This is a genomic window from Bordetella tumulicola, from assembly GCF_054779135.1.
In genome coordinates this window covers 32,641-57,367 of the sequence record NZ_BAAGYU010000006.1, presented here as the reverse complement: position 1 = coordinate 57,367, position 24,727 = coordinate 32,641, and the positions used below count along the sequence as shown (strand labels likewise).

Below are 24,727 nucleotides of genomic sequence, written 5' to 3'. Positions count from 1 at the left end.
GCGATGAAGACAGTCAAACCGCTGCGCCTGATGGCGTTGCCCAGGCCTTATCGGTGGCGCAATGAGATCCATCTGGCGGTGACAGTGGCCGCCTTGGTTGAGCAAAAAGAAGGCCATCCCCGATTGATGCCCGAGCTTACGCTCGTGCAGGAGATACTTCCCGAGCTCGATGCTGACGAAATACTGGATTTCGTCATGCCCAAACCGCATCCGGAGTACATGGTGAGCGGCTATGCATACACGCATCAGCAGGAAGAAAAGAAGTCCTGCATGGTGAGCGTGCGCGTCGACGACAAACGCAAAGATGGGTTGGTTCTCGGTAATAGGTATTGGACCGGAAACACCATGTCCGAGCCGATGCCATTTGAATGCATGCCGTTGACCTGGAGCAATTCCTTCGGTGGGCCCAGCAATCCGGACAATCCGCTAGGAACCGGTCTGGAAGAGATCGAAGTCGAACCCGGGTTGCGTGCGGTACGTCTACCCAATCTGGAGTCACCGACAGAACGCATCCATGACCGTGGGCAACAGGTACGGCCATTGAACTTCGGGCAGATACGGATCGACTGGCCACATCGTGCGGAGAAAATGGGGACCTACGATCAAAAGTGGATAGAAGAGGTAGGCACCGGTTTTTTTGATGATATGCAACCCTCCTTGTTCAATGCTGCTCCGCCCGACCAGGTATGGAACGATCGCGATGCGTTGCGCATGGATGAGTCGTTCGAGATATGGAACATGCATCCCGAACTCGAGTGTTGGTCGGGCGTGCTGCCGCCGCTAAAGGCGCGTGTTTTCATCGAGCGCCGTAGCCATCAGGGCATGTTGGACGAAATCTCTATGCGTCCGACTACCGTATGGTTCCTCCCTCATCGCTGCAGCTATGTGCTGCTGTTTCATGGATCTATACCGATCGAGGAGGATGACGCTTACGATGTGACCGCCTTGATGGCAGGCCTGGAACGCATCGGAGAGCCCCGCGACCAAGCGCATTACCTGAAAACCTTTCAGACCCGCTGCGACCATGAAACGGCGGCGCTCGTGGCATTGCGGGACGAGGACTTGCTGCCCGTCGATTTGCTGGGTCCGTGGTTTGAAACGCAGCCTCTCGACGATCATGCCATGCTGGCGAAGATTCGACAGTACATGGAGGGCGGCCCCGATGGCGCGACTGGCAGCTTCGTCGGACCTATAAAGCCGATGTATTTGTCCGACTTGCCCGCCATGGTTGAGCGTAATAATCACGAGCTGGAAGAACTGCTGGCCGAACATGAACGCGAGCGCCAGGACGTACTGGCAGGAAAGCCGCCCGCGGGTGTTCCCGAGGAGTCGGAGTTCGAGCGCTCCCTCAGACGCAGTGTGTACGAGCGGGCGGACATGAGCAGTTCGTCCGGCCGCCCGCATATTGCACGCAGCGGCCCGCCGAATGCTCTGTTGACAGGCCTTGACATGAAGTCGGTGGACACGCGTCGGACGTTGCGCGGCATCGCCGCAGGTTCGCCTGAGGCTGGGCAATCCACGCTGGGCGAAGTTTATGATTTTGCACGTCAATCGCTCAACAAGATGTACCTATATTCGGTTCAGTTTCAGGACGGTGTGGCTCGAGTGGATGAGCATCGCGCCGTCGTCTTGCGACGACGCATCCTGGCGCGCTATGAGAAAGGCCGTAATCTATCCGGCATGAATCTCACCGGGGCCGATTTGTCCGGGATGGATTTGCAGGGCGCTGATTTTTCCGAATGCTGGCTGGAAGGAGCGGATCTATCGGGTTGCAACTTGGCGGGAGCAATTTTCAGGGAAACGGTGCTTGCGCGGGCGAATTTTCAGGGCGCCTGCCTGGACCGCACAAGAATGGAGCAGGCGAATATCAGCGAGGCGCGTTTCGACGGCAACAGTCTGGCTGGCGCCTATATTGGCAACATCATTGCCCGTACGCCTGTGGTGTTCCGTGATTGCCGATTTGCCGAGGCGACGCTGGAGGATTTCAATGCGGAGGATATGGCGTTCGACTCCTGCGTACTAACGGAGACGAACGTACGCCACCTTCAGATGACGCGCATGACACTGCGCAACTGTCGTTTCGAGACGTGTACGCTGGAGAAAATGGATCTCGATGCAGGACTCTTCGAAGATGTGACCATGATCGACTGCACGCTGACCAGTTGTGATTTTGATCAGACTCAGTTGGTGCATTGGGAAATGCAGAAGTGCCGGGTAACCAAACTGACGCTCGACGAAGGCATGGTCCTGGCTCAGCCGGTGTTTTCGGACTGTCATTTTGTCCAAAGCCTGTTTCGGGAGGTGCGGTTCGAGCACGCTAATTTCGTCGACACGATACTCGAACAGTGCGATTTCTCTCTGGCGATCCTGGAAGCCTGCCGCCTGCATCGGGTGCAGACTCCTTTGTCGTCCTTTGTGCGAACCAATTTTGACCAGGCTAATCTGTCGGGCAGCAACCTGATGAATGGCAGCTTCCAGAAAGCCAGGTTTATTGGCACCAATTTGTCGCGGTGTAATCTCTTTAGGGCGGACATGTCTGAAACGCTGCTGGATGCATCCACCATCATCGATCAGGCCTATATCGAACGTACACGTACTGTGCCAAAACGGCGCAATCTACCGTTGAGTTGAGGAGGCATCGATGAATAAAGCGGACATACTGGCCAAAACAGCCTCGCTCGACACGTTGATCGGGGTGAACGTTGCGGGTGAGTCATTCGGTGACGAGTACCTGGAGGGTATGCTTTTCCGGGGTGCCGATTTTTCCGACGTACGTTTCGCCGGCACTCACTTAAAAGACAGCTTTTTTTCTCATTGTCGTTTTCCGCGCGCCCGCTTCTCAGGTGCCGATTTGTCAGGCTGCCGATTCGATCAGTGCGAACTAGAGGGCGCCGTATTCATGGACGCCAAACTCAGCGACCTCAAGCTGCTTAATTGCATGATGCGTGGCTCGACATTTGGCAATTGTTCTGCTGACGATCTGGCACTGGTCGACTGCGACGCACGAGATTCCAAATGGCAGGGGCAAGTGCTGACCGCTGCCGACTTCATGGAGACTCAACTCGAGGGTGCGGATTTTAGCGATGCGGATTTATCCAAGGCTTCTTTTTTTCAACTCGATATGCATGGTTTGAATCTCAAGGGGACCATTCTCCGCGAGGTGATGTTTTCGGGTTGCAAGCTGTCGGGTTATGACTTTTCCGGGCAGGATATCTCGGGCGCGCAGTTCAATGAGGCGGTTCTGGAAGAGGTCGATTTTTCGGAGTGCGACATGGCTATGTGCAATTTCACGGACGCCAAGCTACAAAAATGCCGCTTCGATTATGCGAAGGCCGTCAGTAATTTGTTTATTAATACGGAAATAAATGACACCAGCTTCACGGGGGCTGTGTTCAGTCAGTCTCTGTGGAATGGGGCGCGGGTGCAGGACACCAACTACTCGGATACACGGCTCGATATGAGCAGTTTCGGAAAAGCGGTGATAGAGCGTTGTAATTTCGCGCGTGCCGATCTGCGCTATTCCGATCTATCCTATGCAGTGTTGCACCGTTGTGATTTTGCAGATGTAAAGTTGGAAAAAACACGCTTTCACCGAGCGGTATGCGACGATGAGTCGATCAAACGACGCTTGGGAGCTGTAGAACGCGACGACGAGTTGTTCGAAGCGGAAATCTGGAGTGCCTGACAAGGAGAGCCACTATGCCATTCTGGGGATGTATGGGCAGCGGGCGCAGCATCGGACTAGGACCCTATATGACTGGGGTTTCGAAGAACGACATGCTGAGCTGCATGAAGCTACCAACCACTAACGTGTTTATTCAAAACAAGCCGGCGCATAATCTGTATTCGATTGCGCCCCTGACTATAGACATGCCATCAGGCGTTCTTGGCGTGGCCTCCGGTACGCTGTTCATGCTGGGTACGACCATTGCTTTGTTCTCTTTTACGGTGGTGGCGTCGGGGGGAATGGTCATTCGCTGGCTGTGCCTGGCATTACAAAATCTATGGAATACCCTGGGCATGTATCTGAAAATGGACCAGAAAAAAGTCTTGGTCCTGGCGGCTTGATGCCACGCAGCCGCGTAGCATCGAAGATGCGCGCCTACCTGTTTACAACACTGGGGGCGCCTATTTTCATGCTGCTAGGGACAGCCGCATTCATTGGCTGCCTGATTTGCCTTGCCATGGGAATATGGGAAGAAGATGTAATACGTGCCATGCTGTACATAAATGGGGCGATTACCGTGTTCATGGTGGGCTGCGGATTGATCGTCTACCGGAGTGCCGTGCTCACCGATATTGCTCAGGATCTGCATGACAATGGCGCTCAAGGCACCGCTACGATTCTCGAGGCGGAATATAACGGTAGGCTTGAGGTGGAGCGCCACAAGCAATGGTATGAGCTCAAGCTGGCGGTGCGGCCGGACGACGTTGGGTTGCCGCCATTCACGGTCGATATCGAGCAGATGTTCCATAAGGAAGCCGTGCCCATGCTAACGGTCGGAAGTAACGTTCCCGTGCGGTTTTCACCCGACAGCGAGATATTCGCGTTGGTGATGATCGAGAGGTCTTACGCTCGATTGAAATAGACGTTCTTTCAGACATCACGCCGTTACGGCGTGAGTCGGCTCAACGATTACTTCCCCTTCCGAGGGTTCCGTTTGGCCAAGCGTTACTGACCCTCGTCGCCCTCTGCAATGCCCTCAGGTAGCGCATGCCGACGTACGCACTCGATCTCAAGCAGCCGCGCCACGTCCGGCGCATCCGCATGCGGTGCACTGCCGACCAGCAGATAGCCCATTCCCATGCGTGTCGCGCCTAGCGCGTCGGTACGCACGTTGTCGCCGATGACTGTGACATCCTCCGCCGACAGCTTCAGCCGGTGCAATCCCTCTTTGAACAACATGGCTGACGGCTTGCCGAGTATGTGCGGGTGGACGGCGGGTACGCAGGCCAGTACCGCTCGTAGCAACGCGCCGGTCTCCGGCACCACTGACCCTTTGGGGCCGGGGTGGGTGAGGTCCCCATTGCTGACCATCAGCGTTGCGCCCCGCATCAGTTCACGGGTCACGGCCTGCAGCCTGGCATAGTTGAAGCCGACGTCGCGCGCCAGCAGCACGACGTCCGCGTCTCGGGACACCAGCACTAGGCCAAGGCCTGCCGCGCATGCCTGCAGATGCTCGGAGCCGCACAACATCAGCTTGCAGTGCGGATAGCTGCGCGCGATATGGTGCACGGCTTGTTCTCCGGCCAGAACCACGGAGCCAGCCTCGACCGGCAAACCCAAACCCTGCAGTTGCGGCGCCAGACTGGCCGCCGTGTCCGTGGAATTGTTGGAGACGATGACATAGCGGTCAGACCAGCAGGCCAGCAGTTCCCGAGCGCCGGGGATCACTTCGTGTCCCCGGATCAGCGTGCCGTCCAGATCCAGGATCAGGCCGCGCGAGCGCCGTGTCCAAGGCGACTCGGCTAATGGGGAGACCGACGGGGCTAACAGAGATGCGCTGGCAATGCAGGTCATGGATCGGCGGTGGGGCGCGCGGGCGCGGATTGACGTTGAGGGGAGCGCCGCGGCTGAATCCAGCCAGCGGCCGGGTGAAATTCTATATGAATAAAATTCAAAAATGTATTTTTTTGAATTGAGTGTTTTTCATTTGCCTGTCATGTACGACGCCTAATCTGCGTTCCGGACCTGATCTGAACTTGTGCCGCATTCTCGATCAGTAATGCGGCGTCCTTATGGCTTTGCTGCTATCCAGACCCGGCAACGTTCCCTAACCAGGAGTATTCATGACCTCGTACTTTGCACCGGGCCGCGCCCTCGTTGCGGCCATCGCTCTGAGCTTGACCCTTGCCGCTTGTGGCAGCGGTAACGACGACGACGATGACACGCCATCGCCGCCTAACCCCGAGCAGCCCGAGCCCCAGTTGCGCTGTGCGCCTTAAACGCCCGTCCCGTCCAACCTAACGCAAGAGTCGCTCCATGACCAAGATCTCCAATTCGCATTTACCTGATTTGCCAGGACGTCGGCAGTTTTTTCGCGCATCGGCCAAGACGGCCGGCGCGCTGTCGGCTTTGGCTTTGCTGCCAGCTTCCATTCAGCGCGCGCTCGCAATTCCCGCCGCCGTCGATACCGGCACCATTAAAGACATCAAGCACGTCGTGATCCTGATGCAGGAGAACCGTTCGTTCGATCACTACTTCGGTACGATGCGTGGCGTACGGGGCTTCGGTGATCGTTTCCCGATCCCGCTGACCAACGGCAAGTCGGTATTTTTCCAGCCAAACCCGAGTGGCGGCGAGGAAATCCTGCCTTTTCACCGCGACTCGCGGACCAGCAACGCGTTGATCGGATCCGGTACGCCCCATAATTTCCCCGACCAGCAAGCGGCGTGGAACCAAGGAAAGATGGATACCTGGATTCAGTTCAAGAACCAGGCGACGATGGGCTACTTCACGCGCCAGGACATTCCGTTCCAGTTCGCGCTGGCCGATGCTTTCACGATCTGTGACGGCTATCACTGTTCTATTCTCACCGGCACCGATCCGAACCGCATTATCTTCTGGTCAGGTTCCAACGCCAATCCGGAACTGCTCAAGCGGGGTATCAACTGCACCGATACTGACTCCGAGCCCGTCAACTCGCGCTGTTGGCCGAACCCGTCGAACTGGGCAGCGGGTCGGGCGCAGCAGCCCGATGGCTCGGGGCAAATCGATCCCGAGACAGGCGCCTACAACTACAAGTACACAAATAGCGCCTTCAAATGGGACACGTTGCCGGACGTGCTAGAGCGCGCGGGCGTGAGCTGGCATATCTACCAGAACATGAACAACAACTGGACGGGCGCCATGCATGGTTGCCTGGCCTTCGAGAGTTTCCGCACCGCTCAGCCGGGTTCACCAATCTATGAGCATGGGTTGACGGGCGGTCCCGAGAAGGACGACGGTGCCGTCAATTTCCTCGCGCAACTCAAGAAGGACGTAATGAATGGCACCCTGCCGGAGGTCTCTTGGGTGCTGCCCACGCAGGATCTGGCCGAGCATCCGGGCAGCCGTGAGGGCGTGGCCGGGGCAGCCGATTTTGTCGCGGACGTGTTGGATGCGCTGACGTCCAATCCCGAAGTCTGGAGCAAAACCGCTGTTTTTGTGACTTTCGACGAGAACGATGGCTTCTTCGACCATCTGCCGATGCCGGCGGTGCCGTCCTATGATGCCAACGGCGCTTTGATGGGCAAGTCCACCGTGCCATTGGATGGCGAATATTTCGATGCCTCCGTGGGCAATTATCTGTCGGCCGATGATCCCACCAGCGGAACAATTCGTCCGTGGGGCCTGAGTTCACGCGTACCGATGTATGTGTTGTCTCCGTGGAGCAAGGGCGGTTGGGTTAATTCGGAAGTGTTCGATCACACCTCGGTGGGCCGGTTCCTGGAAACGCGCTTTGACATCACAGTGGACGCCATCAGCCCATGGCATCGTGCGGTCTGCGGCGATCTCACTTCGTGCTTCGATTTCGTCAGTCCGAATGATCCGGTTGTGCCCAAATTGCCCGACACGAGCAACTTTGTCGCGATCAATGAGGCGCAGAGATTGTTGCCCACGACGGCGGTAACCCAGGCGCCCGCGACGCCGCAGCCGCTGTACCAGGAGACTGGCACGCGTCTGTCGCGAGCACTGCCCTATGAGCTGCACACCAGCGCCAGGATTGGGCAGGACGGTGCCGTGGAGCTGCTGTTCAGTAACACGGGCAGTGTTGGGGCAGTGTTCCATGTTTACGACAAGCGCAACCTGGATCTGATTCCCCGCCGCTACACCGTCGAAGCGGGCAAGACGCTATCCGACACGTGGAACGGTGGCGATTACGATCTGTGGGTCTACAGCACCAACGGGTTCGTTCGGACGTTCTCTGGCAATACGCAACGGGGCGTGGCTCTGGAAGTCCAGGTTTGCTATGAGCTCGCCGGCAACGCGGTGTACGTGAAGGTGAGCAATCATGGCACGGCTGTGGTGCAGGCCTCGCTGCAGGCCAATGCTTACCGCACGGATGGGCCATGGACCTTGGCGGTTGAGGCGGACACGGTGGCAGAACACCATTGGTCCATCGAGGACAGCGGCAATTGGTATGACTTCAGCGTTGTTGCCGAGGGCTTCGAGCGCCGCTTCGCTGGACGGATGGAGAACGGCAGCCACGGCGTCAGCGATCCCGCTATGGCGCAGCATCTCTGATGATTGAGGCATGAACGGCTGGGCGCGCATTACGGTGCGCGCCCAGCCGTTTGGAACAACACCCGATCAATGTGCTGATGAAGCACACAGGCAATGCTGGCTGCCTCCTACTCAAGCACCCTGGGCGTTTTCCGGAAACAACGCAATAAAGTCCAGCAGTTTCTCCCCTAGCAAATTCACATGGTCCGCCATTTCGCGATCAGCCAGATCTTCGTCACCTTTGATGATGGCATTTAACACGGCAGCGTGCTCCGTCAACGAATCGACTCGCCGCCGCCGCCGATGCGTGACCAGCTTTCGATAGGGCGCGACCCGGTTTCTCAAGCCACGCGTCTGCTCTGCCAAAAATTCATTCTGACTGGCTTCGTAGATCGCTTCGTGAAATTCCCGGTTGATTTCATAGAACAGATCCACGTCTTCGCTGTCGGCGACAGCCTCTAGCCGTTCGTGCGCTGCTTGTATACATGCAATCTGCTCGGCCGTCGCCCGTCTGGCGGCTAGCCGCGCGCACATTCCTTCCAGCTCGGCCATTACCTGGAACATCTCGATCAGTTTGCGCGCCGACAGCGCCGACACCTCTGCCGGCTGTCGTGCGCGTACTGTGATCAACGACGCTGCCGCCAATTGTCGCAACGCCTCGCGTACCGGTGTGCGAGAGCAACGAAAACGCGCGGCCAACTCTTCTTCTTCGAGGCGAGTTCCCGGGGAAAGGACGCCCGAGAGGATCTCCTGCTCTAGGGTTTGTTGGATTGACGCGGCAAAGGTGACGGCTTCTGTCAAAAAGGGGACTCCCAGTTTCAGTTTGACGTGATTGTAACGTGATCGTCTCTTCTTAAAGCCTGTTAAGTATTAACCCTGGCTTTTTATGTATACAAGAAATGCCTATTATGTATACACAAAGAAGATTCAGGTGCTTATAAAAGGGAACTGGAAAATATGGATTTGCAGTTGAAAGGGAAGAAAATTCTCATCACGGGCGCGTCGCAGGGCATAGGAGAAGGGCTGGCGTACGCTTTTGCCGAGGAGGGGTGCGATGTGCATCTGACGGCGCGTTCGGCTGACAAACTGGCAGAGCTGCGTCGCGAGATCCAGGAACGCAGTCAGGTCGCCGTGACCGTCTCCGCCATAGACATGACCCTGCCAGATGCCTGTGAACAGATCGTGGACGATGCAGGCGATATCGATGTGTTGGTGAACAACGCTGGGGTGATCCCCAGCGGCACGCTGTTCGACCTCGACGGTAAAAAATGGCGCGATGGCTGGGCTTTAAAGGGCTTTGGGTACGCGGACATGATGCGCTTGGTGTACCCACGCATGAAGCAGCGAGGCGGTGGCGTCATTCTCAACAACATCGGCAATGGGGGTGAAGTCTGCGATCCCAACTACATCGAGGGCGCTGCCGGCAATGCGTCGTTGATGGCGATGACCCGCGCGTTGGGGGGCTCTAGTCTGGATGACAACATTCGCGTCGTGGGTGTGAACCCAGGCCCCGTCGATACGAGCCGTATCTACAACATGCTCAAAAAATTCGCGGAGAACCGGCTTGGCGACGCGGATCGCTATGAGGAGTTGCTCGAACGATATCCGCTAGGGCGTCCGGCCAAAGTTCACGAGATCACCGATTTGTTCTTGTTCCTCGCCTCATTTCGCTCTGGCTACACGTCGGGCACCGTGTTCACGGTTGACGGGGGTATTGCTTCGCGCCGTGCCGTCGTGTGACGACGGTTTATTCGCTATCTATAAATTGCCATGAAAAACTTTCAAATCCGTAATCAATATTTTGATCAGCTTTGCAATACGCCGGGCTTGATGTGGCTGGGGCAAAACACCAACCACTATCCTCCACATGACTCTGTCCGAGAAGCGGTAATCCAAGCCCTCGATAGTGGCGAATATCATGCGTATGCGCCGCCAGCCGGCTTTGAAGAGTTGCGTGAACTGATCCGCGTGGACATGGGGACCCCCGACGCCGCTGTGCTGGTGACGGATGGCGCGGTCGAGGCGCTCTATAACGTCTGCAGCAATGTGTGCGCGCCCGGGACGGATTTCGTGACTACTGATCCCAGCTGGGCATGGCCGATTCATTTCGCCAAGAAGGCCGGTGCGAATGTGATCGAACTGCCGATTTACAACGCGCAACAGCATTACAAGTTAACAATAGAGCAACTGCGCGCCGCCGTTACGGAAAATACCCGCGTCATTTACCTCGTTGACCCCAACAATCCTCTGGGCACTTGCCATACGGAGGACGAGATCAAGGCATTTGCCGAAATCGCCAAGTCGGTCGGCGCGTATTTGATTCACGATGCGACCTACAGCAGTTTTGCCGAGCACTTTACCCCGGCGTTCCGGTTCTATCCGGAAAAGGCTATCCAGATCTATAGCTTCTCTAAATGGTTGGGCCTGGCCGGTATGCGACTGGGGGCTGTGTTGGCGCACGAGGACTTGGTCGAGAGGTTTGCGTCTGCCCCCCCGAACAACTTGGGTAGCAATGTTCTCTCTCAGAGAGCCGCCATTGCGGGGCTCAAGAGCAAGGCCCAGTGGTTTCCGGAGATCTGGCGACGTCAGCGTCGCAACCAAGAGGTCGTTGCCAAGGCGGCATTGGGTATCCCGGGTTTTTCGGTGCCCGTTTATCCGTCCCAGGCAAACCTGCTGATTATCGAAACGGTCGGCGCCGGCATCAAGCCCGAAGCGTTGGTCGCCGCCTATCAGACCAAGGGCATCATGATCCGACAAGGCTCGTATCACACCAAGCGTTTTGGTCATCGCTTTGTCAAGGTCAGCATCACGGTGCCAGAAGCCTGGGCCGATCGTTTTAGTGAGCTGCTGCCCGACATGGTAGAGCTGGCTCGTACGATCGACGTCCCCGAAAACCTATTCTGACTGGAGCACATATGCCGATCATCAAGACTACCGATGATGTTCAACTGGTTTACGAAGAAGCCGGGGAGGGCGAGCCCATTGTCTTTGTGCACGAATTCGGTGGCGATATGCGTAGCTGGGAACCTCAGATGCGCTATTTTTCGCGGCGTCACCGGTGCATCGCGTTCAATGCTCGTGGCTATCCGCCTTCGGATGTTCCTGAAAATGTGGAGCAATATTCACAGCGTCAGGCGGCACTCGATATCGTCAGCGTGTTGGATGCGTTGAATATCCAGAAGGCGCACATTGTCGGACTTTCTATGGGGGGCTTCGCGACCGTTCATTTTGGGCTGATCGCGCCGGAGCGTGCCTTGTCGCTCGTCGTCGCCGGCGCGGGCTACGGTGCGGAAAAGGAGCACGAAGAATACTTTCAAAACGTATCGTTGGAGGTTGCCGCCCAGTTCGAGAAGCAAGGATCGAACGAGTTTTCGAAAACCTATGCTTTGGCGGCGTCACGTATCGCCTTTTTGCTTAAAGACCCGCGAGGCTGGAAAGAGTTCGCCGAGCATTTGTCGCAGCATAGCGCGAAGGGAGCGGCGATGACGATGCGCGGAGTTCAGGCGCGTCGACCTTCTTTATATGATCTCGAGGATCAACTGAAGGCCATGTTCGTACCCACGTTGATCGTGGTGGGTGATGAGGACGATCATTGTCTGCAGCCAGGGATTTTTCTCAAGCAGACCATTCCCGCATCAGGATTGGCAGTGTTGCCCAAGTCTGGCCATACGCTGAACCTCGAGGAGCCTGCGTTGTTCAATCAGTTGGTCGCAGATTTTCTCGCGACGGTGTCGCAGGGCCGGTGGCTGCCGCGCGATCCGCGTGCCATGCCGTCGCAAATTATGAAGACATCATGAGCAACCTGACTTCTGCGCGAGTATCTCAGCAACGTCTGTGGGATCGCCACGAGTCACTCGCACGCATTGGTGCAACCCCAGGTGGTGGCGTCAATCGACAAGCCTTGTCAAAAGAGGACATTGCCGCCTGCCGTCAATTGATTGATTGGGGAAACACTATCGGGTTGCAGGCATCTCGTGATGAGGCCGGAAACATTTTCCTGCGCCTGGAGGGCACAGACTCTCTGGCCGCGCCCGTTATCTCGGGCTCGCATCTGGATAGCCAGCCGACAGGTGGCAAGTACGATGGCGCATACGGGGTGTTAGCAGCGCTGGAGGCATGCCAGGCTATTGTCGAATCGGGGGTTCGTCCGGTCCGGCCTATTGAGGTCGTTGCCTGGATGAACGAAGAAGGCTCGCGTTTTGCACCCGGCATGATGGGCGCATCCGTGTTCGGGGGGGCGCGCAGTCTGGATCAAATCACGTCGATCCGAGATCCGCAGGGCATCTCGGTAGGCGATGCCCTGCGCGATGCACAACAAGCGATGGCAGATATCCCACAGCGAGACCTGGGCCGGCCGACCTTCGCCTACGTTGAGGCGCATATCGAACAAGGACCGCTGCTCGAGCGCGAGCACAAGGCGATAGGTGTGGTAAGCGGTATTCAGGGAAAACGCACTTTTATGGTCAACATAGAGGGCGAGGCATCGCATGCGGGAACGTCGTTGCGCAGCGAGCGCCGCGATGCCTTGCTTGCCGCGATGCGTATTATTCAGGCGCTGACCATACACATCCATGACGAACACGATGTCGTGAAATTCACCATCGGCCGTTTTGATGTGACACCCAATGCACCATCGGTTGTGCCAAGTCGCGTGCGCTTTTCTATCGACCTGCGTCATCCTGACTCCAATGTGCTGGCATCGTTGGGCGATGCCATCGCAGGCATTTGTGAAACGCATGCAGCACCTTGTCACGTTCAGGTCGATGAACTCTCTAGCGCCATGTCGTTGGAGTTTCCGCAGGACATGAGGCAACGCATCCGTGACGCTGCCGATCTGTTGGACATTACTCGGATGGAAATCCTGTCAGCCGCCGGGCACGACGCGCGATATCTCCATCCGATTTGTCCGTCTGCAATGCTTTTTATTCCTTGTCATGAGGGGATTACTCACAACGAGTCTGAATCGATTACAGCGGCCGATGCGGCCGCTGGAGCACGCGTATTGACCGAGGTCATTATGAGTTTGGCTGGTTCATAGTTCACACGAATAAAGCAAGGGGAAACCATGAATAATGCTGTACTGTCATCACCTGTCGCGTTACCTGTAGATGAGGAAAAACGCCTGTATCGAAAGATTACTTGGCGCCTGATTCCTTTTTTGATGTTCTGCTACGTGGCGGCGTATATCGATAGGGTAAACGTTGGCTTTGCCAAGCTGCAGATGCTCGATGAGCTGAACTTCAGCGAAACGGTATATGGGTTGGGTGCGGGGATATTTTTTATTGGCTATTTCCTGTTAGAAGTGCCTAGCAACCTGATTCTGCGCAAGGTCGGTGCACGAGTCTGGATTGCCCGGATCATGCTGACGTGGGGAGTAATCTCTGCCTCCTTTGTCTGGGTTACGACACCGACGCAATACTATGTTTTACGTTTCTTGTTGGGCGCGGCCGAAGCCGGGTTCTACCCCGGCGTGATTTATTACCTGATGTCCTGGTATCCGTCCAACCGACGATCGCAAATCATCGCGTTGTTTATGGTGGCGATCCCTGTCGCGGGTATGCTGGGCGGCCCGATTTCTGGGTGGATCATGTCGGCGTTTCATCATACTCATGGCTATTCTGGTTGGCAGTGGATGTTTTTTCTCGAGGCGCTTCCTTCCATTGTGCTGGGGATCGCGACGTTGTTCGTCTTGGACAGCTCTCCGGATAAAGCCAAGTGGTTGACGGACTCTGAAAAAGCCCACATCGCAAAGCAGTTGGAGGTGCCACCGAACCTCCATGCCCAAGTGCTGTCGTCCGTCGGACATATGTTTAGAGATCCTCGCATGCTGCTGCTGTCGTTGATCTATTTTTGCGTCATTATGGGTCAATACGGGTTGACGTTCTGGATGCCCACCTTGATTAAAGCCTCGGGCGTTACCGGTGTGTTGAATATCGGTTTGTTGTCGGCGGTGCCATATATCGTGGCGATCGTTGCCATGTTGAGTTTTGGGCGTAGCTCGGATCGTACGGGTGAGCGTCGATGGCACGTGATCATCCCCATGCTCATGGGGGCGGCGGGATATCTCGTCGTAGCGATGGCTGGGCATAATGTGCCCTTGGCGTTGCTGGGCCTGTCGCTTGCCGCTGCGGGCGTCATTACGCCGGGACCGCTATTCTGGGCCATGCCATCCGCCTTCCTGGTGGGTAGCGCCGCCGCCGCAGGCGTCGCAGCGATCAACGCGTTCGCCGGGCTTGCCGGGTTTGTCAGTCCGTACTTTATTGGATGGCTACGCGACTTGACGCAAAGCTCGACCATCGCGATGTACGTATCCGCGGTCGTACTCGTTGCCGGCGCCTTGCTGGTCTTGACGATTCCAGCCAAACTCGTCAATCGATGAAGGTTTCGTCTCTAAAGGCCGTATAAAACGCCGGCACTGCGTCACGCAGTGCCGGCGTTTTTTCGCATGGTGATCCGGATCTTATAGACCCGTCTGTTTGCGGCATCCTCATGACGGGACTCGTTCGCTACTTTTATCTCTTTGGCCGTCGCGCATAGATCCAACTATAGATGCCCGCATTGACGATAAGCAGCCCTGCCGCCAGCCCGATCTGAATTTCTCGCGTCAAGCCCGATGGATAAATCAGTCGAAAGACATAATGCTCTATAAAGCCGCCGGCGTAGCCTTCTTGTCCGGCAAACTGGCGCAACATGTTTTCCAGTGGCGTGAGCGGGCAGATCCATCCCATGCTTATGATGAGCACACCCCATGCCAAAGCCGCCAAGTGCCAAGGCATCAGGGCGCGTTTGTACAATACGAGCACGCCGCCGATGGTGACAAAAATCACGAAAGCGGCATGAATCAGCAGAACCACATCGGCTAAGGCACGATAGATCACGGTTGATGGCTTCGGATAATCCGGACGGCCCAGCCTTTGGCTTGACGAGCGTTATAGGCCGCAATGTAAGAAGGTCTTGATCATGAAATGTATCGCATGGCTATACCCATCGCAATGAAACCCGTTACGCCGATCCCTTCGCTTTCGCGTGATCTCGACCCCATTTCGCTCCGTCTTTTCGTCGCTGCCTTGGAAGAAGGTAGCCTTGCCCGCGCCGCAGCCCGGGAAAACATCGTCCCGTCGGCCGTCAGCAAGCGGATGTCGGAGCTTGAAGAAACACTCGGCGTGCTTCTGCTCGAGCGTGGCGTCAAAGGTGTCCAGGCCACCGTCGCGGGCGCCGCACTTGCCATTCATGCGCGCTTGCTTTTGCAAGGCATGGATCGTATGCGTCAGGAAATGGCCGGCTTTGCCACAGGCATACGCGGACATATTCACCTTGCCGCCAGCGTCGCCGCGTTATCGGGTGAGCTTCCCGCGTACATTCAAGCCTTTCGCCGCGCTCATCCACAAATCGATCTTTCCCTGCTCGAATACACGACTCAGGAAGCATTCCGCGCCGTACTCGAGGGCTGGGCGGATATTGCGGTCGGCTCGGACTTTGGCCATGACGGCTTGCAAGTATTCCCGTGGGGCCATTGCGAATTAGTCGCGGTCGTGCCCAGCCAGCATTTACTCGCCGACTACGACATACTGGACTATGCCCAGCTGTTGCCATTCGAGCAGATTGAGTTGAACCGCGAAAACGGTATTAGTGGCGTGCTGGAAAAAACGGCGAGAGAGGCCGGGGTAACGCGGCGTATTAGTGCGCGGGTCAGTGCTCACGAGACGATTTGTATGTTGGTCGCGCGTGGGTTAGGCGTGGCGGTCGTTCCTCGTTATCTTCAGGCGCGTCATAGTCATCTGGATATTCGTTTTATTCCTTTGTCAGGTCCCTGGTCCAGTACGCCCATATGCATTGCGGTCAAGGATCTGGATGCGCTGTCACCTCCCGTACAGACATTGTTGAGCCATTTGGGGATTCCCACCCCGGCTGCGTGATGTTCCGCGATTAGGGTTAGTACGAACATTCCGAAACGAGAATGCCTCGTTCTAAAAGAGTGCTACCCACATTACGCTAGGGCCCGCGATCATTGCACGATTATTCGTTGATGGGGCCTCATGGTCCTGAGAGCCGCCACATAGTCGTATTGCAAGCACGGGGAAGCATTGATGACAGCAGCACCAGATTCGCTCTTCATGGACCATGCCGAATTGCCATTGCGTGGCGTTAAGGTTCTGGAACTCTCTCATATGATCATGGGCCCGGCGGCGGGCTTGTCGTTGGCCGATCTGGGGGCCGAGGTGATCAAGGTGGAGCCGATCGATGGTGATCGCACGCGTCGCCTGAAAGGATCCGGTATCGGATATTTCCCAGTATTTAATCGCAATAAGAAAAGCCTTTCGATCGATCTGAAAAAACCGGAAGGCCAAGCGGTCGTGCGCCAATTGGCGCTGCAGACCGATATGTTGGTGGAAAACTTCCGCGATGGTGGCCTGAAACAGTATGGCCTGGATTACGAGTCGCTGTCCGCCGAGAATCCCGGACTGATCTATGTGTCCCTGAAAGGTTTTTTGTCGGGGCCTTATAAGCAGCGCACCGCGTTGGATGAGGTGGTGCAGATGATGGGGGGCTTGGCGTATATCAACGGCGGGGCAGATTCGCCTCAGCGCGTGGCGCCGTCCGTTAACGATATCCTGGGCGGCACCTTTGGCGTCGTGGGTGCGTTGGCCGCACTGCATGATCGTCATAAAACCGGGCGCGGAAAACATGTGCGCGCGGGCTTGTTCGAGAACAATTTACTGCTCGTGGCGCAGTTTATCGCCCAGTATCAGTTGACGGGCCAGGCGCCTGAGCCGTTCGGTGCAAAGCGTGCGCCTCCCTGGGGCGTGTACGACATTTTCGATACGGCGGACGGACGCGTGTTTGTGGCGGTGGTCAGTGATGCGCAGTGGCGCACATTTGCGCAGAAGTTCCTGCCTCCCGAGTGGGCTGCGGATTCGCGCCTGGCGACGGCCGTGGACCGCGAGGCGGCACGGGCCTGGTTGGTGCCCGGTGTCGGCGAGATTCTGAAAAAGTGGAAGACCGACGAACTATGCGCGGCATTAGAAGCTGCGAATCTTTCGTTTGGACCCATCCGCCAGCCGCATGATCTGTTGGACGATGCGCATTTGAATGTCGGTGGCGCGCTGCTTAAAACGCGATTGCCGGATGGCGGAGAGGTCTCCACCGCGGCGCTACCTATTGAGTTCGACGGGCTCAAGGTAGGCAAGCGTACCGATCCTCCCGCACAGGGCGGCGATACGTTGGCGATTTTGCACGGGCTAGGTTTGGACGCGGCGCGTATCGAGGCTTTACGTGCCGCGGGAGTCATTGCGTGAGGGTGCGTTAAGACTCATGCGCAGCGGAGACGGATATATACCGTCCATCTATTTCATAATAATGGAGACAAATTAAATGATCCGTAAACTATTCGCGGTGGCTGCAATGACGGCTGCCTGTCTGGTGCAAGCCCAGGACTATCCCAGCAAACCGATTCGCATCATCATCCCTTCGACGCCCGGCGGCGGGACAGACTTTATCGGGCGCTTGATGGGTACCAAGCTGCAAGAGCTGAATGGCTGGGATGTGGTGCCGGAAAACAAGCCGGGTGCGGGTACTGCACTGGGTTTGGCCGAGGCGGCGCGTTCGCCGGCGCAAGGGTATGACCTGGTGATTGGTCAATCCGATAACGTTACGTTGATTCCGCTGCTGATGAAAGTGACCTACGATCCCATCAAGGATTTGGCGCCCGTTGCATTGGTGGGAACGACGCCGATGGTGTTGCTGGTGTCCGATAAGTCGCCCTTCAAAACTCTGCCGGATGCGATCGAGGCCGCGAAAAAAGCGCCGGACACGATTTCGTATGGGACGTCGGGCACGGGCGGTGGTGTGCACATGGCGATGGAGATGCTGCAGCACGAAGCCGGCTTCAAAATGCAGCACGTACCGTACAAAGGATCGTCGCCTGCGTTGGCAGATTTGATGGGCGGGCACTTGCAGTTTGCGGGCTCGTCGATTTCGTCGGCAGCATCGTTGATCAAGTCCGGCAAAGTCCGGGCCCTGGCCGTGACGTCACCCAAACGCAATCCTGCATTGCCTGATGTGCCGACGGTGGCCGAGCTGGGTTACCCCGATTTCAGCGTGGTGACGTTTTATGGCGTGTTGGCGCCCGCCAAGACACCGACCGACGTGTTGACGCGTTTGAATACGGATTTCAATAAGCTCCTGTCGCGTAAAGACGTGCAAGACGCGCTGGCATCGCAGGGCCTGGAAGCCAACCCCATGTCTCGCGAACAGTTTGCGGCGCTGATCCAGGCGGATATCAACAAGGCGAAGCAGACGATCAAGAGCGCCGGCATCAAGGTGCAATAGGCCGGCGACACACAATTGCCGACCAACAAACCATAGCGAAGCGATCAACGATGACCCAAGACATCAGACTTTGTGAGGTAGGGCCGCGTGATGGCCTGCAAATGGCCAAGGGCATGATGCCTGCCGCGGACAAATCACGCTGGATCGCGCAGTTGGCGCAAGCCGGCCTGCGTGAGATCGAGGTGGGCAGCTTCGTTTCACCCAAACTGGTGCCGCAGATGGCCGATACGGGTACGGTGTTGTCAGCGGCTTTGGCGATTGAGGGTCTGACGGTCTGCGCATTGGCGTGCAATCTCCGGGGGGCGATTGCCGCCTACGAGGCTGGCGCGCACGTGCTGGCGTTTCCCATCTCTGTTAGCGAGACGCATAGTCACGCTAACGTGGGCAAGGGGACCGATGCGCAGGTGGACATGATGGCATCTATTGTGGATTGGGTACGGGCGCAATCGCGACCCATGCGTATTGACGCCGCGGTGGCGACGGCTTTTGGTTGTTCCCTGGAGGGCGTCGTGCCGGTGTCGCGAGTAGCTGCTGTCGCGCAAGCCGTGGCTTGTACCGGCGTGGATGAGATTGCGCTGGCAGATACCGTGGGCTACGCCCATCCGGCACAAGTGCGTGATGCGGTGCGTGCGACGCAGGATGCGATCGGGACACGCCTGACCAAACTGCACCTGCATGACACGATGGGGCTGGGACTCGCCAACGTACTGGCAGGGTTGAACGAAGGCATCCGCGCGTTTGATTCGTGCCTGGGCGGGTTGGGAGGCTGTCCGTTTGCGCCTGGGGCGTCGGGCAATATCGTCACCGAAGATTTAGTATTCATGCTCGAGAGCATGGGCTATCGAACGGGGGTGGATCTCTCCAGGCTCCTGGCCGCGCGTGAAGTCCTGGCGCAGGCGTTGCCCAGCGAGCCGCTGCGTAGCGGGGTTGCCGCTGCGGGGATTCCTAAAACATTTCAGCCGCACTGAGCACGAATATGCGCGGGCGATTAATGCTCGCGCCTAGATGCCCGGAGTTCGCGCGGCGGGAGGCCTGCCGCGTGTGAATATTTTCAACTTGCCGTGTCGGGATCAGTGTCTATACACTTGTCTTATTATCAATACAACATAACAGGAGACTGCCATGCAACGTTTGCAACGTTGGGCTATTGGCTGCGCGCTGCTCAGCACGCTGATGGTGCCTCTGGTACCGGCGTCAGCGCAGAGCGACACCATCAAGTTGGTCGTGGGCGCACCGCCGGGCGGCACCACTGATACGGTTGCCCGCAGTATTGCCCAACAGATGTCGCTGGACCTGAAGCGTACCGTGCTGGTCGAGAACAAGCCCGGTGCCGGCGGCAATATTGCGGCCGACTACGTAGCCAAGAGCAATCCGGATGGCAATACGTTGCTGGTCACGTTCACGAGCTTTTCGATTAACGCGTCCCTGTATCGCAATTTGCCGTTTGATCCGCTGAGCGACTTCACGCCGATCAGTATGTTGGCCAACGTGCCCAGCGTGCTGGTGACCCGCAAGGATTTTCCGGCCAAGACGATGCCCGAACTCATCACGATGGTAAAGGCTGACCCCGGTAAATACACCATGGCGCTGGGCGCTATTGGTTCGTCGTTGCACATGGCCGGCGAACGCCTGAAAATGATGACGGGCATGGATATCCTGAATGTGCCTTACAAGGGCACGGCGCCCGCCATCACGGATTTGCTGGGTGGCCAGGTGGACATGATGTTCGCCAGTTCGCTCAATGCGTTGCCTCACATCAAGCGTGATTCCTTAAAGGCGCTGGGCGTGTCGAGCCCGGAGGTGTTGCCGCAATTTCCAGGCGTGCCTCCTATTAGCGATAGCGTCAAAGGCTTCGAGTCGAATGCGTGGTTTGCGTTATTCGGTCCGGCCAAGCTTTCGGCGCAGACCCTGGCGACCTTGAATGCCGCGGCGCGTAAGGCGGTCAGTGCGCCCGAGTTCAGTCAGTTGCTCGAACGTGAAGCGGCCATCGCCGTAAGCAGCAGCCCCGAAGAACTGGATGATTTTGTGCGCAAAGACATCGAACGATATGCCGAGATCGTCAAGTTCACCGGCGCGACGGTGAATTGAGTCCGGTCGATAGGAGATTTGTCGTGCCTGCGAGTCCCTTGCCGCTTTATCACAAGGTCTATCTGTTGCTGAAGCAGCGGCTGCAGATCGGTGGGTTCGCGACGGATAGCGCCATGCCGGGCGAGAATGCCCTGGCCACGGAGTACGCCGTATCGCGACTGACGATACGGCGCTCGCTGCAAGCGTTGGAGTCCGAAGGATTGATCGAGCGTCGCCAGGGGCGGGGCACGTTTGCCCTGCAAGGCGCCGCGCTGTCGGCGACACAGCATAGTTCGGATATCGATGCGCTGATGGCGCACTTGGCCAATATGGGCATGCAAACGCAGGTGAGTCTGCTCGAGCTGGAGGCCATGCCCGCAGCGGCGTATGTGGCGACGCGCCTGGAACTGGAGATCGGCACCCTTGTGCAGCGGTCGGTGCGGGTGCGCCGCTATCGGGGGCAGCCGTTTTCTTGTTTGACCACCTATGTGCCGGGCGATATCGGCCAGCGCATACGGCGGGAGGATTTGGCGTCCAAGCCGTTGCTGGCAATTTTTCGCGATTTAGGTATACACGTGGCGCGTGCCGAACAGTCGATCTCCGCGTTGCTCGCCGAGCCCGTGGTTGCCGGGCTGCTGGGCGTGCCGGTCGGGTCGGCGTTGCTTAGCCTGCATCGGTTGGTGCGCGATGTGTCAGGTCGACCGGTGGAGTGGTTGCATGCCCAGTACCGGCCCGACCGTTACGAATACCGTATGGATATGCAAGCCCACGACTTGCCCGGCGAACCATCATGGCTGCCCGCCGGCATGCCGGTCCGGGCGCGTGCCTGAAGGAAATTTTCACCATGACTAGCCAAACTCTTGCTCAGAAGCTGCTGGCCGCCGCGTCCGGTCGTGAGGCCGTGCGTGTCGGCGATATCGTTACGTGCCAGGTCGATCTGGCCATGTTTCACGACTCTAGTGGCCCACGCCGGCTCAAGCCGATGCTCGAAGAGTTGGGCACCGGTTTGTGGGATCGGTCCAAAGTCGTGCTGGTCATGGATCACTACGTGCCCGAGTCCGATGATGAGTCGCGTCGCATTGTTCGTATCGCCCGCGATTGGGCGCGCGAACAGGCGTTGCCCCACGTTTATGACTCGGTCGGGATCTGCCATGTCGTAGTGCCCGAGCATGGCCATCTGCGCCCCGGCATGTTCTGCGTCGGCGGCGATTCGCATTCGCCGACTGGCGGCGCTTTTGGTGCCTACATGTTTGGCGTGGGCAGCACGGAAATGCTGGGTGTAGTCACCAGCGGCGAAATCTGGATGCGCGTTCCCGAAACGCTGATGATGCGCTGGAATGGCCGCCTGGCCGATGGCGTGATGGCCAAAGACATGATGTTGCACATGATAGGGCGCTTTGGGATGAACGGCGGTCGCTACCAGGCCGTGGAGTTTTGCGGCGAGACCGTGCGTGCGCTTTCCATGCAAGAGCGGATGACACTATCGAATTTGTCGGCGGAGTTGGGCGCACAGGCGGGGTTGGTGGCGCCCGATGAGACGACGGTCCGCTACTTGCACGACGTCGGCGCGCCTGCCGTGGATGTCAGCCACTGGTACTCCGATCCGGATGCCGATGCGCAATGGCATGATTTCGATGCCCAGGAGCTGGATCCCCAGGTCGCCGCGCCCCATAGTCCGGCAAATACCGCGCCGGTGCATGCTTATCCCGATACGCCGATACAGGTGGCCTATATCGGCGCTTGTACCGGCGCCAAGCTCGAAGACCTGCGGGCGGCCGCACGTGTACTGCAGGGGCGTCGCATCGCCGCGGGCGTCAGCCTGATGGTGGCGCCCGCCAGCCAGCGCGAGCAGGCGGCGGCCGAGGCCGAGGGGGTGTTATCCGAGCTGACGCAGGCGGGGGCCACGTTGCTGCCAACTTCATGCGGTGCGTGCTCCGGCTATGGCGGCTCTATTCCCGAGCATGCCAATGTCATTGCGACGACGGCACGCAACTTCAAGGGGCGCATGGGATCAGCCAGTGCCCAGGTCTATCTGGCCTCTCCGTATACCGTGGCGGCATCCGCCCTGGCCGGTCGGATCGCCGACCCGCGCGAGGTGCTGCAATGACGACAATGCATAAAGCCTGGTGCGTGGGCGACGATGTCGATACCGATCAACTTGCACCAGGCGCCTATATGAAGTTTGGCATTGCAGACATTGCCCGCCATTGTCTGGAAGGCGTACGGCCCGATTTCGCTAGCGGTGTGCAACCGGGCGATGTGTTGGTGGCAGGTCGCAATTTTGGGATCGGATCCTCGCGCGAGCAGGCTGCCGCTGCATTGGTCGAGCTGGGCCTGTGTGCGGTGATTGCCCCGAGCTTCGGTGGCCTGTATTTTCGCAATGGCTTTAACGTCGGGTTGTTGTTGCTCACGTGCGAACGCGCTGGTGAGATCGCTGAAGGCGAGTCCATTCGTATTGACCTGCCTCGTCATTGCATCGTGCGGGCCAATGGCGTAACGCTACCGTGCGACCCGGTGCCCGATTTTCTGCTCGATATGGTGCAGGCGGGAGGTTTGCTGATGCAAATCAAACGCCGGTTGGCCAATGGCTCGTTGCCACGACATCCGATGAAGGCTTGAACACCCCCACGGTTTAGCAGGTCCGGTCATCTACCGCGTGTTTGTTGTGGTGTTTCGCCGAAAGCCTGCCGGTACGCCCGCGAAAACTCGCCTAGGTGGGTGAAGCCAAAGCGTGTTGCGATTTCACTGACTTTGCTCGCGTCATCGGCTTGCAACAAGGTCTGTCGGATCGATTGCAGACGCTGCATACGCAGCCATTGCAATGGCGATTGTCCGCATTCATTCTGGAACAGCGTTTGCAAGCGCCTGACCGACAGACCGCAATGGCTGGCGACCATGGCCACCGGCAGGCGTTCGCCCCGGTGTTCAAGCATATAGGCTTGCGCGCGTCGGATAGTCTGAGGAGAGGAGGGCGGTGGTGCCGGCCAGAGGTGCTCCGCCATGCTGTGCGGTTGGTGCAGTAGCAAGGTGGTGGCGACCAGCATCTCGGTTCGGGCCAGCAGGGCCGCGTGGGTGGTGTTCTGACCTGGGCCCAGGCCCGAGCATCGCACCACCCATTGCAACATGGGCAGCAGCGCTTGCCAGCCGGCCGTATACAAGGGAATGATCGCATCGAAACAGATGTCGGGCGCCTGTTCTTGTCCCGTCAGACGCTGCCAGGCATCGGCGATGGCCGAGCGGTCCAGACGCAGCAGAACCTGTTCGTAGTCGTGGCTGACGCTGAAGTAAAACCGCCTGTCGGGGCTGATGAGGAACGCTTTATTGGGCGCAACCTCTATGCGGCGTCCATCGAAATGAAACTCCGCCCGCCCCTGTGTGGGCAGCACCAGCAGGTAATAGCCATCCAGGCCGTGACAATCGGGATCAATGCTGATGTCTGCCCCGTATCCATGCCTGCTCTTGAGCAACGACAGGCGCCCGCAAGGGACCACGTCCAGCCGGCTGTGGAGGATGCGCCCGCGAATGACTTGCAACCGGTACGAATTGAGTATCTGACCTATCTGCTGCCGCGCTTGATCGGGATCGGCGGTGTTCACGATCCGATACTGCTCGAATGGCACCTGGGCAAATAGAGAGGCGATCATCTGATTTCACATGGGCTGGGTGTCTACATACTAATGGACAACCATCGCGAAACAATAAAAAAGTGCGTTTTTCCGATAGTCAGTGACGTGAAACCGATAGACGGCCGAGGGGGGCACGCATAACCATAACGCGCTGTGCATACCTTTGCGACAGTAGGGACAGCGCCGGTTGCGGCGGTTGCCCCGTGTTGACCACCCATGTTGTTTCCCACAATAAGAGGCCCTCATGAAAGGCAGAACAAAGCGCGCCATGCTGCGTATGTTGATGTCGCAACCCCGTGCCCGAGTTTCACGCAAGTGTGCGAACGCGCCGGTGACATCGCCGAAGGTGAGTCCATTCGTATCGACCTGCCTGACCATTGCATCGTGCGGCCCGATGGCGCAACGCTATCGGGCGACCCGGTGCCCGATCTTCTCCGCGATATGGTGCAGGCGGGCGGTGCTCATGCAAATCAAGCGCCGGTTGGCCAATGACGCGACG

Annotated in this window: 24 protein-coding genes; 20 read left to right on the top strand and 4 right to left on the bottom strand. The window is 57.7% G+C overall.

The genetic code is table 11. From position 1 onward, the window contains the following. Positions 1–3 precede the first annotated feature (3 nt). The 4 genes from ACYVDM_RS04215 (at position 4) to ACYVDM_RS04200 (ending at position 4,589) form a co-directional block, all read left to right on the top strand. On the top strand, positions 4–2,631 hold the full coding sequence (locus ACYVDM_RS04215) for a DUF2169 domain-containing protein (protein WP_415789011.1): 2,628 nt from the start codon (positions 4–6) through the stop codon (positions 2,629–2,631). Between the two features lie 10 nt (positions 2,632–2,641). Continuing rightward, positions 2,642–3,685: a pentapeptide repeat-containing protein gene (locus ACYVDM_RS04210; protein WP_415789009.1), complete on the top strand. Its 1,044-nt coding sequence runs from the start codon at positions 2,642–2,644 to the stop codon at positions 3,683–3,685. Positions 3,686–3,753: 68 nt separating this feature from the next. Further along, a complete protein-coding gene (locus ACYVDM_RS04205; protein ID WP_415789007.1) occupies positions 3,754–4,068 on the top strand; it encodes a PAAR-like domain-containing protein in 315 nt (104 codons plus the stop codon). Beyond that, positions 4,068–4,589, top strand: coding sequence for a hypothetical protein (locus tag ACYVDM_RS04200; RefSeq protein WP_415789005.1), 522 nt, complete (start codon positions 4,068–4,070; stop codon positions 4,587–4,589). Before ACYVDM_RS04205 ends, ACYVDM_RS04200 begins: the two co-directional genes overlap by 1 nt. 83 nt (positions 4,590–4,672) lie before the next feature. Here ACYVDM_RS04200 and ACYVDM_RS04195 read toward each other — a convergent pair whose 3' ends face one another. Continuing rightward, positions 4,673–5,521, bottom strand: a complete 849-nt coding sequence (locus tag ACYVDM_RS04195) for an HAD-IIA family hydrolase (protein WP_415789003.1) — start codon at positions 5,519–5,521, stop codon at positions 4,673–4,675. Between the two features lie 269 nt (positions 5,522–5,790). Between ACYVDM_RS04195 and ACYVDM_RS04190 the strand changes: the two genes are divergently transcribed. Both ACYVDM_RS04190 and ACYVDM_RS04185 read left to right on the top strand, forming a co-directional pair. Continuing rightward, the gene (locus ACYVDM_RS04190) at positions 5,791–5,946 is read left to right on the top strand and encodes a hypothetical protein (protein ID WP_415789001.1); all 156 of its coding nucleotides are present in this window, start codon (positions 5,791–5,793) and stop codon (positions 5,944–5,946) included. A gap of 37 nt (positions 5,947–5,983) precedes the next feature. Beyond that, the gene (locus ACYVDM_RS04185; RefSeq protein ID WP_415788999.1) at positions 5,984–8,227 is read left to right on the top strand and encodes a phosphocholine-specific phospholipase C; all 2,244 of its coding nucleotides are present in this window, start codon (positions 5,984–5,986) and stop codon (positions 8,225–8,227) included. 111 nt (positions 8,228–8,338) lie between these two features. Here ACYVDM_RS04185 and ACYVDM_RS04180 read toward each other — a convergent pair whose 3' ends face one another. Continuing rightward, positions 8,339–9,007 carry a GntR family transcriptional regulator gene (locus ACYVDM_RS04180; RefSeq protein WP_415788997.1) on the bottom strand — a complete coding sequence of 223 codons (669 nt, stop codon included), beginning with the start codon at positions 9,005–9,007 and terminating at the stop codon, positions 8,339–8,341. A gap of 156 nt (positions 9,008–9,163) precedes the next feature. Here ACYVDM_RS04180 and ACYVDM_RS04175 point away from each other — a divergent pair, with 156 nt between their 5' ends. The 5 genes from ACYVDM_RS04175 to ACYVDM_RS04155 are packed head-to-tail and all read left to right on the top strand — an operon-like array spanning position 9,164 to position 14,585. Further along, a complete protein-coding gene (locus ACYVDM_RS04175; protein WP_415788995.1) occupies positions 9,164–9,946 on the top strand; it encodes an SDR family oxidoreductase in 783 nt (260 codons plus the stop codon). Between the two features lie 30 nt (positions 9,947–9,976). After that, on the top strand, positions 9,977–11,110 hold the full coding sequence (locus tag ACYVDM_RS04170; RefSeq protein ID WP_415788993.1) for a pyridoxal phosphate-dependent aminotransferase: 1,134 nt from the start codon (positions 9,977–9,979) through the stop codon (positions 11,108–11,110). An 11-nt stretch (positions 11,111–11,121) separates the two neighbouring features. Continuing rightward, positions 11,122–12,003 carry an alpha/beta fold hydrolase gene (locus tag ACYVDM_RS04165; RefSeq protein WP_415788991.1) on the top strand — a complete coding sequence of 294 codons (882 nt, stop codon included), beginning with the start codon at positions 11,122–11,124 and terminating at the stop codon, positions 12,001–12,003. After that, entirely contained in the window at positions 12,000–13,244 is a 1,245-nt protein-coding gene (locus ACYVDM_RS04160; RefSeq protein ID WP_415788989.1) for a hydantoinase/carbamoylase family amidase, read from the top strand. Before ACYVDM_RS04165 ends, ACYVDM_RS04160 begins: the two co-directional genes overlap by 4 nt. A 27-nt stretch (positions 13,245–13,271) precedes the next feature. Next, entirely contained in the window at positions 13,272–14,585 is a 1,314-nt protein-coding gene (locus ACYVDM_RS04155) for an MFS transporter (protein ID WP_415788987.1), read from the top strand. 133 nt (positions 14,586–14,718) lie between these two features. Here the strand turns inward: ACYVDM_RS04155 and ACYVDM_RS04150 are convergent, their stop codons facing one another. Then, a complete protein-coding gene (locus ACYVDM_RS04150; protein WP_415788985.1) occupies positions 14,719–15,084 on the bottom strand; it encodes a DUF2784 domain-containing protein in 366 nt (121 codons plus the stop codon). Between the two features lie 96 nt (positions 15,085–15,180). Between ACYVDM_RS04150 and ACYVDM_RS04145 the strand changes: the two genes are divergently transcribed. The 8 genes from ACYVDM_RS04145 (at position 15,181) to ACYVDM_RS04110 (ending at position 23,221) form a co-directional block, all read left to right on the top strand. Then, positions 15,181–16,122 carry a LysR family transcriptional regulator gene (locus ACYVDM_RS04145; RefSeq protein ID WP_415788983.1) on the top strand — a complete coding sequence of 314 codons (942 nt, stop codon included), beginning with the start codon at positions 15,181–15,183 and terminating at the stop codon, positions 16,120–16,122. A gap of 171 nt (positions 16,123–16,293) precedes the next feature. Then, a complete protein-coding gene (locus tag ACYVDM_RS04140; protein ID WP_415788981.1) occupies positions 16,294–17,502 on the top strand; it encodes a CaiB/BaiF CoA transferase family protein in 1,209 nt (402 codons plus the stop codon). A 76-nt stretch (positions 17,503–17,578) separates the two neighbouring features. Beyond that, positions 17,579–18,535 (top strand): Bug family tripartite tricarboxylate transporter substrate binding protein, encoded by a 957-nt coding sequence (locus tag ACYVDM_RS04135; protein WP_415788979.1) that lies wholly within the window; start codon positions 17,579–17,581, stop codon positions 18,533–18,535. 50 nt (positions 18,536–18,585) lie between these two features. Continuing rightward, positions 18,586–19,503 (top strand): hydroxymethylglutaryl-CoA lyase, encoded by a 918-nt coding sequence (locus ACYVDM_RS04130; RefSeq protein ID WP_415788977.1) that lies wholly within the window; start codon positions 18,586–18,588, stop codon positions 19,501–19,503. Between the two features lie 154 nt (positions 19,504–19,657). After that, positions 19,658–20,623, top strand: a complete 966-nt coding sequence (locus ACYVDM_RS04125) for a Bug family tripartite tricarboxylate transporter substrate binding protein (RefSeq protein WP_415788975.1) — start codon at positions 19,658–19,660, stop codon at positions 20,621–20,623. A 23-nt stretch (positions 20,624–20,646) separates the two neighbouring features. Further along, a complete protein-coding gene (locus tag ACYVDM_RS04120) occupies positions 20,647–21,432 on the top strand; it encodes a GntR family transcriptional regulator (protein ID WP_415788973.1) in 786 nt (261 codons plus the stop codon). Positions 21,433–21,446: 14 nt separating this feature from the next. Continuing rightward, a complete protein-coding gene (locus tag ACYVDM_RS04115; RefSeq protein ID WP_415788971.1) occupies positions 21,447–22,709 on the top strand; it encodes a 3-isopropylmalate dehydratase large subunit in 1,263 nt (420 codons plus the stop codon). Further along, complete coding sequence (locus tag ACYVDM_RS04110; protein ID WP_415788969.1) at positions 22,706–23,221, top strand: LeuD/DmdB family oxidoreductase small subunit; 516 nt, start codon at positions 22,706–22,708, stop codon at positions 23,219–23,221. The genes ACYVDM_RS04115 and ACYVDM_RS04110 overlap by 4 nt, the downstream gene beginning before the upstream one ends. A gap of 26 nt (positions 23,222–23,247) precedes the next feature. Here ACYVDM_RS04110 and ACYVDM_RS04105 read toward each other — a convergent pair whose 3' ends face one another. Next, on the bottom strand, positions 23,248–24,246 hold the full coding sequence (locus tag ACYVDM_RS04105) for an AraC-like ligand-binding domain-containing protein (RefSeq protein ID WP_415788967.1): 999 nt from the start codon (positions 24,244–24,246) through the stop codon (positions 23,248–23,250). Between the two features lie 297 nt (positions 24,247–24,543). On the opposite strand from ACYVDM_RS04105, the gene ACYVDM_RS04100 reads away from it, so the two are divergent. Beyond that, entirely contained in the window at positions 24,544–24,720 is a 177-nt protein-coding gene (locus ACYVDM_RS04100) for a 3-isopropylmalate dehydratase small subunit (RefSeq protein WP_415788965.1), read from the top strand. The last annotated feature ends 7 nt before the right edge of the window (positions 24,721–24,727 follow it).